Raw genomic sequence first — 12,915 nt, 5'->3', positions numbered from 1 at the left:
GACTTAAAAAAGTTAAAAGTGTGAAACTACAAAGGCACAGAGAGGAAATTTGGTTAGCCTTGGAAATTGGTAATTCTCGACTGCATTGGGCATTCTTTGTAGGCGAGACGCTTTACTCAGCTTGGGATACCGACTATCTTTCTGAGTCTGTCATACAACACCTAGCTGAATGTCAAACCCTAGATGATTTCTTACTGGCAATTTCTCCAACCCATCAACAAAGTAATTTTCTCACAAATACTTCACCCATTTGTGCTTTTGTCTCTCTGCCCCCCTGCCCTCTTATCCTCGCCTCTGTAGTTCCCAGCCAAACTGCTATTTGGCAAACTTACCCAAATACTTGCGTTATTAGCTTAGACCAAATACCACTAATAGGTGTGTATCCTACATTAGGAATTGACCGCGCTTTAGCTTTGTGGGGTGCGGCGAAAACTTGGGGTTTTCCAATGTTAGTGATTGATGCTGGGACAGCGCTAACTTTTACGGCTGCAGATGCTAATGAGTGTCTAGTTGGAGGTGCAATTTTGCCGGGATTAGGTTTGCAATTTGCAACTCTCGCTCAACAAACAGGACAATTGCCATTAGTGGAAATACAAAATTTTCCGTCTCTACCACGTTTTGCTCTCAATACGACAGAAGCAATTCAAAGCGGGGTAATTTACACTTTAATAGCTGGAATTAAATATTTTATTGAAGCATGGTGGCATTTATTTCCTGATGGGAAGATTGCAATTAAAGGGGGCGATCACACTTTATTACTAAATTATCTGCAAGCCTTGTATCCTGAAATTGCAGCACATTTGATTGTGGAACCAAATTTGATATTTTGGGGAATGCGGGAAATAGTAATGGAGCATAAAGAATAGGAATCCAAATTTTTACGGCAAAGAGACAATCTAAAACCCAGATAGCATAGAATTAAAAGAGAAGTTTCCCCCTAAATCAACCATGCCCAAAACTTCACAGCTAGATGTCATTATGCAGCAATTGGATGCCCTTTCTTCAGCCGAATTACTAGCAGTTAGGGCAAGAGTCGATGCCTTGATTGAGGGACAATCGTTGCCATTGGGCAAAGGAATATGTGTAGTGGATTGGCAACAAACCCTGAATGAGCTAGTTTAACTTGTTGAAATTATTATTTTTTTAAATACCTTGAATAAACTCCCGAATGTCAACCGCTACAACCCCAGCACAAGATTGTGGTAAGTCATTTCCGGCATGAGCAATCATTTTCAACTCAACTTTCGGCATCAGTTGAGCATAAACCCGACTCTTAGCTAAAGCATCTGGTGTATCTTGCCCACCTTGTAAAATAAAAGCTGGGACATCTATCATATAAAGCTGCTTTTGCAGTAATTCCGCCTCAATTTCTACTTGTCGCCTTTTGAAGAGTAACTGGCAACCTATGGGATACGGCAATAGCGATTGACGCAACTGCAAGTCTTGTGCAATTTTTTCATGCCAACCCAGGATTTTAGTGAAGGGAGTTAGCGATCGCAAAAATTTAACTATTAGTGGTGGATAATTCAATAATCGCCGCATCTTCTGGCAATACTCTTCTTGTCCTGCTATCTCTACGCCCTCTGGTGCTAGCAGTACCACACCATCAACTTTCTCTGGATACTTTAAAGCATAGCTAGCAGCAATCCAACCCCCAAGAGAATGCCCCACTAAATATACTTTTTCTAGCTTCACAGCTTGCAAAAATTCAGCTATACATTCAACTTGTAAATCTATCGAATGGTGGATATTAGGATTTTCTGATTCACCAAACCCTAACAAATCAGGTGCAAAACAATGAAAATCTTGTGCAAGGGATTCCATCACAGATAACCATTGACTGCTCTCATTCCAAGCACCATGTAAAAAAATTATAGGAGTTTTTTCACCGACTTCACGCCAGAATAATAGCCCTTGAGAGAGCTTTCTCCGGGAGTTACGGAATAGTGTATCCATTTTATTTAGTAGTTAACTTTTAGCACCATAATAAATAGTCATTAGTCATTAGTCATTAGTATCTGACAAATAACTAATGACTAATGAAAAAAATATTGTTATGCCAGTGTTGTCAAGCCATTCAAGTAGTCTTGCAACTGCCGAGTATGGTCGTGAGACATCTTTCCTGAAGGTAGTAAACTGGGAGAGAAAGCTTGGATTTCCATGACTTCTAAAGTGTCTTGAATCTCCATTGTCCCATGCACCTCGGCTTCAACCACAATACAAATTGAATGGATTCTGGGATCTCGGTCTGGTGCAGAGTAAACTCCTACTAAACGGTTAATTTTCACCAATTCTAGCCCGGTTTCCTCCATCAATTCCCGGCGGACTGTATTGGGAATATCTTCTCCCCAATCTACAATCCCTCCAGGCAATGACCAAAGACCATTGTCACGCCGCCGGATCAGTACAATCCGACCATCGGGTAAAATTGGGATGATACTAGTGCCAGTAATGGGATGACGAAATATAATACCCAATACTGTTTGTCCAATACGCCATAAGCTACGTGTGGACTCTACAGCTGCCGGAAAAAAAGCAATAACGTTCAATCTTCAAAATTTATGTGTTGTATTCTATAGTTCCCTACCACTTACATCGGCTCAACTAATAAAATTTTTGTTGAGTTTTGTTTTATACAAAAGTGTTTGTGGATTGAGATTTTATTCTCACGATTTACGTAGAATATTATCAATTCTAACATCAAGTTTCATGAGAAGCACTGTATTTATATATACATAATATTTCTTGAACCAGGTAAATTTTCAGTTTCTAGCTAGCATTAGTGCTGCTGAAACTAGCTGTTACTAATAGATTTTTATAACACATTAAAAAAAATAAGATGAATAATAAGTCAAAATCCCAAATTCTGAATTCTGAATTTATAAGAGGTAGTTAAGTAGAGTTTAAAACTTACAATTAATTAAAGACCACTAAATCAAAAATTAGACTCTATGCTTAAACTTACCTATGCCTCCTGAGTTTTGATGACCGACTCCTGAATTATTTCTTGATAATATTGGTTTGTTTCAAGAGCAACAACTAATGAGCTAATTTACAATCATTTGACAGATTGGAATCTCAGAAAAGATATTTTTCATCTTACTGGCGGGGATCAGTCATAATTTTATTGACAAAGTTAGGTATAATGCGATAGACTAGTACACTGTTTAAAGCATATTTATTGCTGCACTAGGCTAAAAGTATATCAATAACATTGGTAGCTCATATTGCCTACGTGATGCCTAGTTGCTAGTTTTTTGTTGTTTATTAATAGAGGTGAACATGGCCAAGCGCCGTAACCCGAAAAAAGAAAAGGCGCTACGTAACCAGGCGTATGCCAGAAAGTTTCGTAAACGGACTACGACAGGAAGAATGCAGAGAAGGTTCCAACAAAGACCACCAAAGAGTGAGGAAGAAGAAGGCGCAGCAGCAGCTGACACTGAATAAGTTGTCTGCCTAATTCCTTGTTATTTGGTTTATTTAGTTTTTAGGGCGCACATTTGTACGCCCTTATTTATTTTTGGGGATTGGGGATTGGGGATTGGGCATTGGGCATTGAGAAAAGACAAGGGAGAGATTTATTCAATTTGTATCCGTTATCCCCACACTCTCCACTCCTCAATCTCTCTATTGAGCAATTTGAGCACGGGCGGCTATGAGTGCTTTGCTTACCTGTACAAAGCCAGTACCTCCGTAACTGTTGCGGGCAGCAACAACTTGACGGGGGGATATCGCCTCATAAATATCTGCTGCAAATGCCGGGTGTAGTTGTTGCCACTCTTCCAATTTCAAATCTTTTAGGAGTTTACCTGCGGCAATACTAGTTTTTACCACCTTACCCACAAGGTTGTAAGCTTCCCGAAAAGGAACGCCCCGTGCTGCCAGATAATCTGCTACATCGGTAGCATTAGAAAAATCTTCTGCCACAGCTGATGCTAACCGCTGGGTACGAAATTCTAAGCCTTCCCTGAGCAAAATCGTCATCGCTTCTAGTGAGGCTTTGACTGTGTTAACGCTATCAAATAGACCTTCTTTATCTTCTTGTAAGTCTTTGTTATATGCCAGGGGTAGCCCCTTCATGATGACTAACATCGCCTGGAGATGACCGAATACACGTCCTGTTTTCCCCCGCACCAATTCTGGGACATCAGGATTTTTCTTTTGGGGCATGATACTTGAACCAGTAGCACAGCTATCTTTGAGGGTGACGAAGCGAAATTCTTCAGATGACCAAAGAATGACTTCTTCTGCAAGGCGGCTGAGGTGAACCATAATCAAGCTAGCAGCACACAAGAATTCGATCGCAAAATCGCGATCGCTCACTCCATCAAGGCTATTAGCATAAATATCATCAAAATTCAAGAGTTTGGCTGTGTAATGGCGATCGATAGCGAAAGTTGTGCCCGCTAAAGCACCACATCCCAAAGGTGAGATATTCACGCGGCGAGAAACATCTCCTAAGCGTTCCCAGTCACGTTGCACCATTTGAAAGTATGCCAAGAGGTGATGAGCTAAACTCACGGGTTGGGCGCGTTGGAGGTGGGTATAACCAGGAATCAGAGTTTCAACGTGCTTTTCGGCTATATCCAATAAAACACCTTGAAATTCTCGCAATTCACTTTTGATTTGTTGGATTTGGTCGCGGAGGTAGAGTCTGGTGTCGGTGCCAACTTGGTCATTACGCGATCGCGCTGTATGCACCTTTTTACCCACATCGCCAACAATTTCTGTCAGTCGGCGTTCAACTGCAAAATGTACATCTTCAGCATCGACACCGGGCTGAAATTTCCCCTGGCGGTACTCTTGGCGAATTTGTTCTAAACCGGCAACCAGTTGCTCTCCTTCTTCTGGGGAGATGATGCCCGTGTGAGCAAGCATTTTGGCATGAGCTTGAGAACCAGTAAGGTCATATTCGATTAATTCAATATCAAAACTTATACTGGCATTAAAACGAGCGATCGCTGGATGCAACGCTGATTCAAACCGCTGGCTCCAAGTTTCTTTTTTGGTCATAAATTATGAAAAGAATGGGCGAGAGTTAAGAGTTAAGAGTGAGGAGTTATGAGGTTTTGACTCCTAACTTCTCACTCCTGACTTTCAACTCCTAACTTTTAAATTTAACCGTAGCTAGTTAGATTCCGAATCATATAGCCAATGACTAAACCAATCAACAATGCCCACACTTGACCTGTTTGTATAAAGTGGCTCCAAGCTTTTTGCATCTGACCCATAACGTTTGGATCGGTGATTGTTTGTGCTAAGGCTGTCCAATTTACAGGCAAATGCCAAAGTAACTGAGATGTCAAATCGCTGTAATTGCTCATCTTTGGTGATTAAGAAGTTAGGGGTGGCAAATTTCAGCATCAGTTTATTATTTACATTAATTACTGATATTTACTGAAATATTGGATATAACTTCAATGTCTTAACTCAAGATGCAGCCGATGCCAACCGCAATTTCTCGGCAGTCCGCAAAATTTGCCCCGCTAAAACTGCTGCACCAAAACCATTATCGATATTTACTACGCCTACTCCCGCAGCACAAGAGTTAAGCATTGTCAATAGTGGTGCTAAACCACTAAAACTTGCGCCATAACCAATGCTGGTGGGTACAGCAATTACAGGACAACTCGCTAAACCTGCGACAACGCTGGGTAAAGCGCCTTCCATCCCCGCCACAACAATTAATACCGATGCTGACTCAATCAGGTGGCGGTTACTTAGCAAACGATGAATCCCAGCAACACCAACATCCCAAAGGCGCTGGACGCGAAAACCAGAAAGTTCAGCAGTGACAGCAGCTTCTTCAGCAACGGGTAAATCGGCGGTACCAGCAGAAAGAATGCCAATTTCACCCTGGAATTGTGGTTCGATGGTAGGGGGAGCGATCGCACAAATTCGCGCTGATTCGTAATATCGCAAACCGCTAACTTTTGATTGCAGTGCGGCATAAACTGCTGATTCAATGCGAGTTGCCATTACCACCGGGTTGCGGAGGCGCATCACTTCCATAATTTGAGCAATTTGTTCGGGCGTTTTACCAGGCCCCCAAATCACCTCTGGAAAACCAGTTCTTAGCTGGCGATGGTGGTCAATTTTGGCAAATTCACCTACAGATTCATAAGCTAAATCTTTGAGTGAGTCTAATGCCGTATCTGGGGTAACTTTACCATTGGCAACCGCTTCTAGGAGCGATCGCAAAGTTTTTTCATCGGTCATGATAAGGATGATGAGAGGGATGAAGCAGATAAGGGAGATAAGGGAGATGAGGTGTAATCCATGCCCAATGCCCGATGCCCTATGCCCTATGCCTAATCGGTTACTTTCAGTTCGTAGAGATTCCAGAATGGCCCACCAAGAGCAGTATATTGAATTCCTTGGAAGCGATCGCGCACTGCTTGCAGATTCAACCTCTCCACTAAATGAATAAACGGCAACTGTTCTGAGGCAATGCGCTGATATTCATAATAAACTTCTTTGCGCTTGTTTTCATCCAATACCTGTGCGCCTTTAATGTAAAGCCTGTCAATTTCCTTTTCCCAATCGGAAACTTCCCAGCCAATTATGGGTGGATCTCCCGGTTGTGGCCCCAAATTAAATGCGTGGGATGCACCGGTAATTCTCCATATTTTGCTAGCGCCGTGGGGTTCAATACCGCCTTCAGTAAATCCTCCAAGGTAACAATCCCAATTATGCGTAACTTTGAGTTTTTCTAGATAGGAATTGAAGCTGAGAATTTGCAAATCTACTTGAATCCCAATATTACCGAGATCCCGCCTGATTTGGGATGCCATATCTCCTCTAACTTTTCTTTCCGAATTCGTTAAGAGTGTAAATCTGACTCTATTACCATCAGTATCTAAAAGCTGATTTTGGTCATTATATTTGAAACCAGCTTGTAACAATAATTTCTTCGATTTATCTGGTTCGTAATTATATACCTTTAGCCCTTTTTCTGGAGTCAGGAAATAGGGACTTTTGACATAAACAAATGAATTTTGCAGTTCCCCCAGTCCCCGATAAACATTTGTTTTCATCGTTTCGCGGTCCAGGGCGTAGGCTATAGCCTGCCTGAATTCCTTTTTATTAAACCATATAGATTTAATTGGGTCTACAAAAGGTTTACCCTGAGAATTCTTTGCTTTAATCAGATTGAAAGCAATAAAACTCGTACTTGTACTTGGCCCACCGTTATAAATTTTAAACTTTGCCCGTTTTTCTTCTCGCTTCAGCAAACTGAAACCTTCAGGAGGAACTTCTAAATTATCCAATTGCCCAGAGCGAAAACTAATCAACTGGTTTTCAGTAGATTCAATAATTTGCCAAACAATACGCTCAATGTAAGGCTGAGAATTACCCTGAGTATCTTTGCGCCAGTAATATGGATTACGCCGAAATATAATTCGCTGACTGGAAACGTAACTTTCCATGATATATGGGCCGTTACCAACAATTTGTTTCGGATCAGTGCCTGTTCCCCACATTGAGAGAAACCTAGGATTTCCATCAGATCCAACTGTGCGAATTGCTTTCTGTAGAGCATGGGCTGGCATAATTGGGAAACGACCTACATATCTTAAAAAAGGAGCAAAGGGTTCTAGTATACTGAATTCAACTCGGCGCTCATCGATTTTTTTGACCTTTGGCAAAGTTCCCTTATCACCAATTCTTAGGACATCCTTGGTAGAGGTGGGAATTTTGGGGTTGAGGTAGATTTCGTTATAAGTAAAGACAACATCATCAGCAGTCATTGGCTGACCATCTGACCACTTAATTCCTTCTCGCAGAGTGATTACAATCCGTTGACCATCTTCAGAAACTTCCCAGTCGTCTGCTAAAGCAGGCTCTAGTTTTGTGGTTAGGGGATTCTCATTAATCAATGAGTCATAGATGAAGCTAAAAACGCTATATGCTGATTCATTTAAAGCATAGTTAAAAGTTGAAGGCTCACTCAAAACTGCGGTGACGAGTTGCGGTACTTGAGCAGCTGCGCTTTTAAAGTTCGCTGGGTTGCAGGCGGTAAGTGTAAGTGCTGTTGCTAAAGTCAGAATTATTGGCAACCAAAAACGCCTAATTGCAAAAAAGATGGAGGGTGATTTCATAGAATTAAATTTACTGGAATTTTGTCTAATTATGGTCAATAAATTCACCCGCAGGTTTATAGGACAAAGATTCAAGTGCGTCTAATTCTATATCTGGAGTAACTTTACCATTGGCAACCACTTCTAAGAGCGATTGCAAAGTTTTGTCATTTGTCATTGGTCATTTGTCCTTTGTCCTTTGTCACTTATCAGTTATCAGTTGTTAGATGCCACTAATTACTGACTAATGACTAATGACTAATCGGTTACTTTAATTTGTTCAATATTCCAGAATGCGCCACCAAGGGCAGAGAATTTAATTCCTTCAAAACGATTACGCACCGCTGACATGGAATAAGGATTAACCAAGTAAATAAAAGGTAAATTTTCTTGAGTAATCCGCTGTGTTTCGGCATAAATCGCTTTAACTTTAGCTTCGTCCAATTCTCGTGCAGCTTGAATGTAAAGATTCCCTATTTCTGCTTCCCAAGGAGCAACCTCCCAATCCTGAATCGGCTTTTGTCCTGCTTGAGGTTTCTGATTAAACATATGTAATCCGCCTTCAGGTGCCCAGACATTAGCACCATCATTCGGCTCTAATCCGCCGGTCAAACCCATCAAAGAAGCTTCCCAATCCAAGGAGTTAGAAGTTTTGTCAGTAAAAGTATTCCATGCCAACGGGGTGAAATCAACTTGAATGCCGATTTTGCTCAAGTCTTGTTTAATCTGCGATCCCATTGCCTCACGGATTTTATTTCCAGCATTGGTAAGCAAAGAGAAACGGACACGATTTCCCCGATCGTCTACTAACTGATTGTTGTTGTACTTAAATCCTGCTTTTAGCAGTAATTCCTTCGCTTTTTTCTGATTGTAATCGTAAACTTTTAACCCCTCTTTAGGGGAAAGGTAATAGGGGCTTTGTACAGAAATCGGTGAATCTTGTGGCACACCCAAGCCGCGAAAAGTATTATTAATCATCGTTTGGCGGTCAATTGCATAAGCTATAGCTTGCCGAAATTGCACATTATTGAACCACCGAGACTTAACTGGATCGACCAGTGGTTTTCCGTCCCTTTTACCTTTGTTGAGATTGAACCAAACAAACGATGTACTAGATGTTGGTCCACCATTATAAATTGTGAAATTACCCTGTTTTTCTTGCACCTTTAGCAAAGAAAAGTAATCTGGCGATACTCCCACAGTATCTAACCCACCAGAACGAAATTGCAGCAAGGAGGTATCTGTTGATTCCACAATTTGCCAAATTACCCGTTCAATATAAGGCTGGGAATTACCTTGAGCATCCTTGCGCCAATAGTTGGGATTGCGCCGGAAGACCACACGCTGACTAGTATCGTAGCGCTCTATTTTGTAAGGGCCGTTGACAATAATTTGGTCGGGAGGAGTATCAACGCCCCATTGCGTCAGAAAAATCGGCTTCCCATCTTGGTCTTTCGTTTTTACTGATTTTCGCAACACATGAGCGGGCAAAATGGGATAACTTGTACTTAGCAAGAAAGGTCTAAAGGGTTCCGGTACGCTAAACTCAACCCGGCGCTCATCCACTTTTCGCACAGTGGGCAGTTTCCGACTTTCACCAATCCTCAAGCCGTCTCTTACATCTGTAGGAATCGCTTCGTTAAAGTAAATATTGTTGTAGGAAAACACTACATCATCTACTGTTAGCGGCTGACCATCAGACCATTTCAACCCTTCGCGTAGGGTAAAAACAATCTTTAATTTATCATCAGAAATTTGCCAGGATTCCGCTAAAGCTGGCTCGACTTTAGCAGTTATCGAGTTTTGGGTAACTAGCCCCTCGTAAATTAGAGAAAAAACATTGGGAGACTCTTGACTCAGAGGGTAGTTAAAGGTTTTGGGATCGCTGAGAATGCTACTTACTAACTGCGGCACTTGAGCAGCTGCGCTTTTGAAGTTAGCTGGGTTGCAGGCAGTAAGTATAAGTGCTGTTGCTGAAGTTAGAATTATTGGTAACCAAAAATATTTAATTGCCAGAAATATTTGTCTAACAAATTTCATAATTTTAAATTTATTTTGATCCTAATCAGTTTTCAATATCTTGCTCAGAGGCTAAAAGAAAGTTATTCTGAAGCACCTAGCAAGACGACAGCATAAGCACATATACCTTCTTCACGTCCAACAGGGCCTAATTTTTCGTTAGTAGTAGCTTTGATACCAATTTGATTTGGTTGTAATTCTAAAACCGCCGCTAGTTTGTCGCGCATGTTGTGAATATGCGGTTTTAATTTTGGACGTTCTGCTACTATCACTGAGTCAATGTTTCCGATCTGCCAGCCTTGATCGCGAATCAGTTTATGTACTTGAGTTAATAGTACTAAACTATCTGCTCCCGCCCATTTTGGATCGCTAGGTGGAAAATAATGACCAATATCCCCCAAAGATAATGCCCCAAGCATGGCATCCATAATTGCATGGGTCAGCACATCAGCGTCACTGTGCCCCAATAAACCCAGTTCATGGGGAATTTGAATTCCACCTAAAATCAAAGCGCGATCGCTCACCAGTTGGTGAATATCGTAGCCATTACCAATACGAATTTTAGTCATTTGTCATTTGTCATTTGTCATTTGTCATTTGTCAGGAGTTAGAAATTATTCTCTTCCTGCTCCCTTGCTCCCCTGCTCCCCCTGTTTCGATTTTTCCAGGAGATCGGGGCGGCGATCGCGAGTTTTTTTAATTTGTTGTTCGTAACGCCACCGCGCGATCGCGGCATGATTCCCACTGAGCAAGACATCAGGCACTTTCAAGCCGCGAAAATTGGCAGGACGAGTATATTGGGGATAGTCCAATAACCCTTCTTCAAAACTTTCTGCTGTCAGGGATTCAGTTTTGCCTACGGTTCCTGGTATTAGACGCACTACGCCATTAATCAAAGCCATTGCTGGAATTTCCCCACCAGTCAGAATAAAATCGCCCAAAGATACTTCACGAGTTACCAAATGTAGCACCCTCTCATCCACTCCTTCGTAATGCCCACAAATAACTACTAATTGGTCATAATTTGTCACCAATTCTTTCAAAAGAGGTTGATTAATTGCTTGACCCTGTGGACTCATCAAAATTACTTCTCTTCGAGGTAGAATCGGCAGCGACTCCACAGCGGTAAAAATAGGTTCTGGCTTCATTAGCATCCCAACACCGCCACCGTAGGGTTCATCATCTACTTTTCGGTGCTTGTCAGTGGTAAAGTCCCGTGGGTTAACCAGATGCACTTCGGCAATCTGTTTGGCTAAGGCTTTACCTAGCAGCCCAGAATTGAGAACAGAGTTAAAACAGTCAGGAAAAAGCGTAACTATATCAAAGCGCACAGTTATTCGTATTCGAGGACACTAATCTTAAATTTGAATGTCTAGCAAACACCATCAAGCCAAGGTCAGTTCAAGGTCGAGTCAAACTTCAGTTAAACTTTATCAATAGTATCTAAAACTACCAGACCTCTTGGATTTTAGATGGGATCAAAAGTTTTTCTAATTACTTAATTTATGTTTAAATGTTGTCACAACTACATTTAAATTAATAATCATATCAAGTTAACAACTTCCAGGATGCATCGAGCCAGTCTCAGAAAAAAGTGTAGTCTTAACTGCTCGTCCCTAACCCAAGAGTGGGAATCTAGCCCCCTAAAGACTATTTTGCCCTGCTGCAAGTGGACAGGTGAAAAACAAGGCGCTGGCTTTGATGAATGGGAACGAACACGTTTAGACTGAGGTTTCGTGTGCGTTAAGCAAGAATTTGGAGAGTGGCTGACCCAGTTCCAAACTTCAAAAAAGTGTCCTCTCAAAGAAGCAAAGCGCAAAAATCATTAGGCTTCTGAACCTTGTTAAATTCACCTGAAGTTGTTGACAGGAGAAACACAATGCCGCAATTACAAGCTAAATCGCTAGAAATGAGGACACCCCAAGCAACTAAAACCGCCGTTCTGGTTATCGGAGGCGCAGAAGATAAAGTTCATGGGCGCGAAATCCTACGAACTTTTTTTGGACGAGCCGGTGCTAGTAAGGCTTATATTACAATTATTCCATCTGCCTCTCGCGAACCCGCCATCATCGGTGGTCGGTATATTCGCATTTTTGAAGAAATGGGTGCCCAGAAGGTAGAGATTTTAGACATCCGTGAACGAGAACAGTGTGAAGCCTCCCAGATCAAAGCATCCTTAGAAGCCTGTAGTGGGGTATTTTTGACCGGAGGGGACCAACTGCGTCTTTGTGGCGTATTGGCAGATACGCCAGCAATGGAAATTATTCGCCAGCGGGTGAGGGCGGGGCAACTTACGTTAGCAGGCACCAGTGCAGGAGCGGCGGTGATGGGGCATCACATGATTGCTGGCGGCGGTAGTGGAGAGACGCCCAATCGTTCCCTAGTAGATATGGCAACGGGTTTGGGATTTATTCCAGAAGTAATCGTTGACCAACACTTTCACAACCGTAATCGGATGGGGCGACTGATTAGTGCGATCGCAGCTCATCCTGATCGCTTAGGTATTGGCATTGACGAAGATACTTGTGCTGTGTTTGAACGTGATGGTTGGCTACAAGTTATGGGTAAAGGTAGTGTCACCATTGTCGATCCCACTGAGCTGACCCACACCAACGAACCCCATGTCGGTGCTAATGAACCGTTAACTGTGCATAATTTACGTCTCCATATCCTCAGCTACGGCGATCGCTTCCACTTGTACCAGCGGACTGTATTGCCTGCTGTACACCGAATCTCCAGCTGACGGGATAGAGTATCTGAGGTTACACTGAGTTGACCGCACATTTATTATTTCTTACCGTAGAAAAATGATAAG

At 42.1% G+C, this 12,915-nt stretch carries 14 protein-coding genes; 4 read left to right on the top strand and 10 right to left on the bottom strand.

The features are described from left to right. Positions 1–20 precede the first annotated feature (20 nt). Positions 21–866 (top strand): pantothenate kinase, encoded by an 846-nt coding sequence (locus V7K60_RS24945; protein WP_334929305.1) that lies wholly within the window; start codon positions 21–23, stop codon positions 864–866. A gap of 82 nt (positions 867–948) precedes the next feature. Then, entirely contained in the window at positions 949–1,122 is a 174-nt protein-coding gene (locus V7K60_RS24940; protein ID WP_334929303.1) for a hypothetical protein, read from the top strand. 21 nt (positions 1,123–1,143) lie between these two features. Here the strand turns inward: V7K60_RS24940 and V7K60_RS24935 are convergent, their stop codons facing one another. Both V7K60_RS24935 and V7K60_RS24930 read right to left on the bottom strand, forming a co-directional pair. Next, on the bottom strand, positions 1,144–1,956 hold the full coding sequence (locus V7K60_RS24935; RefSeq protein WP_334929301.1) for an alpha/beta fold hydrolase: 813 nt from the start codon (positions 1,954–1,956) through the stop codon (positions 1,144–1,146). Between the two features lie 98 nt (positions 1,957–2,054). Continuing rightward, complete coding sequence (locus V7K60_RS24930; RefSeq protein WP_322669806.1) at positions 2,055–2,549, bottom strand: NUDIX hydrolase; 495 nt, start codon at positions 2,547–2,549, stop codon at positions 2,055–2,057. 733 nt (positions 2,550–3,282) lie between these two features. On the opposite strand from V7K60_RS24930, the gene V7K60_RS24925 reads away from it, so the two are divergent. Continuing rightward, entirely contained in the window at positions 3,283–3,447 is a 165-nt protein-coding gene (locus tag V7K60_RS24925) for a hypothetical protein (RefSeq protein WP_167407613.1), read from the top strand. Between the two features lie 180 nt (positions 3,448–3,627). On the opposite strand, the gene argH is transcribed toward V7K60_RS24925, so the two are convergent. The 8 genes from argH to trmD form a co-directional block, all read right to left on the bottom strand. Next, positions 3,628–5,013: an argininosuccinate lyase gene (gene argH, locus V7K60_RS24920; RefSeq protein ID WP_334929298.1), complete on the bottom strand. Its 1,386-nt coding sequence runs from the start codon at positions 5,011–5,013 to the stop codon at positions 3,628–3,630. 104 nt (positions 5,014–5,117) lie between these two features. Further along, entirely contained in the window at positions 5,118–5,324 is a 207-nt protein-coding gene (locus V7K60_RS24915) for a hypothetical protein (protein ID WP_292780927.1), read from the bottom strand. 106 nt (positions 5,325–5,430) lie between these two features. After that, positions 5,431–6,219, bottom strand: a complete 789-nt coding sequence (gene larB / locus V7K60_RS24910; RefSeq protein ID WP_334929296.1) for a nickel pincer cofactor biosynthesis protein LarB — start codon at positions 6,217–6,219, stop codon at positions 5,431–5,433. A gap of 92 nt (positions 6,220–6,311) precedes the next feature. Next, complete coding sequence (locus V7K60_RS24905) at positions 6,312–8,102, bottom strand: ABC transporter substrate-binding protein (protein ID WP_334929294.1); 1,791 nt, start codon at positions 8,100–8,102, stop codon at positions 6,312–6,314. Positions 8,103–8,127: 25 nt separating this feature from the next. After that, positions 8,128–8,259, bottom strand: a complete 132-nt coding sequence (locus V7K60_RS24900) for a hypothetical protein (RefSeq protein ID WP_334929292.1) — start codon at positions 8,257–8,259, stop codon at positions 8,128–8,130. A gap of 80 nt (positions 8,260–8,339) precedes the next feature. Continuing rightward, on the bottom strand, positions 8,340–10,121 hold the full coding sequence (locus V7K60_RS24895) for an ABC transporter substrate-binding protein (protein ID WP_334929290.1): 1,782 nt from the start codon (positions 10,119–10,121) through the stop codon (positions 8,340–8,342). A gap of 62 nt (positions 10,122–10,183) precedes the next feature. Then, positions 10,184–10,669: a 2-C-methyl-D-erythritol 2,4-cyclodiphosphate synthase gene (gene ispF, locus V7K60_RS24890; protein ID WP_334929288.1), complete on the bottom strand. Its 486-nt coding sequence runs from the start codon at positions 10,667–10,669 to the stop codon at positions 10,184–10,186. 45 nt (positions 10,670–10,714) lie between these two features. Continuing rightward, on the bottom strand, positions 10,715–11,431 hold the full coding sequence (trmD, locus tag V7K60_RS24885) for a tRNA (guanosine(37)-N1)-methyltransferase TrmD (protein ID WP_334929286.1): 717 nt from the start codon (positions 11,429–11,431) through the stop codon (positions 10,715–10,717). A gap of 548 nt (positions 11,432–11,979) precedes the next feature. Between trmD and V7K60_RS24880 the strand changes: the two genes are divergently transcribed. Further along, positions 11,980–12,843, top strand: a complete 864-nt coding sequence (locus V7K60_RS24880) for a cyanophycinase (protein ID WP_094348499.1) — start codon at positions 11,980–11,982, stop codon at positions 12,841–12,843. Positions 12,844–12,915 lie beyond the last annotated feature (72 nt).

The organism is Nostoc sp. (genome assembly GCF_036917555.1).
GTDB lineage: Bacteria > Cyanobacteriota > Cyanobacteriia > Cyanobacteriales > Nostocaceae > Nostoc.
The sequence above is the reverse complement of the archived record's forward strand: the minus strand, read 5'-3'. Positions and strand labels throughout refer to the sequence as shown.

What these genes read in the sequence shown, in the direction of transcription:
- V7K60_RS24940 (WP_334929303.1), top strand. Translation starts at nt 949, where the DNA reads ATGCCCAAAACTTCACAGCTAGATGTCATTATGCAGCAATTGGATGCC.
- V7K60_RS24935 (WP_334929301.1), bottom strand. Translation starts at nt 1,956, where the DNA reads ATGGATACACTATTCCGTAACTCCCGGAGAAAGCTCTCTCAAGGGCTA.
- V7K60_RS24925 (WP_167407613.1), top strand. Translation starts at nt 3,283, where the DNA reads ATGGCCAAGCGCCGTAACCCGAAAAAAGAAAAGGCGCTACGTAACCAG.
- argH (WP_334929298.1), bottom strand. Translation starts at nt 5,013, where the DNA reads ATGACCAAAAAAGAAACTTGGAGCCAGCGGTTTGAATCAGCGTTGCAT.
- V7K60_RS24915 (WP_292780927.1), bottom strand. Translation starts at nt 5,324, where the DNA reads ATGAGCAATTACAGCGATTTGACATCTCAGTTACTTTGGCATTTGCCT.
- larB (WP_334929296.1), bottom strand. Translation starts at nt 6,219, where the DNA reads ATGACCGATGAAAAAACTTTGCGATCGCTCCTAGAAGCGGTTGCCAAT.
- V7K60_RS24905 (WP_334929294.1), bottom strand. Translation starts at nt 8,102, where the DNA reads ATGAAATCACCCTCCATCTTTTTTGCAATTAGGCGTTTTTGGTTGCCA.
- V7K60_RS24900 (WP_334929292.1), bottom strand. Translation starts at nt 8,259, where the DNA reads ATGACAAATGACAAAACTTTGCAATCGCTCTTAGAAGTGGTTGCCAAT.
- V7K60_RS24895 (WP_334929290.1), bottom strand. Translation starts at nt 10,121, where the DNA reads ATGAAATTTGTTAGACAAATATTTCTGGCAATTAAATATTTTTGGTTA.
- ispF (WP_334929288.1), bottom strand. Translation starts at nt 10,669, where the DNA reads ATGACTAAAATTCGTATTGGTAATGGCTACGATATTCACCAACTGGTG.
- V7K60_RS24880 (WP_094348499.1), top strand. Translation starts at nt 11,980, where the DNA reads ATGCCGCAATTACAAGCTAAATCGCTAGAAATGAGGACACCCCAAGCA.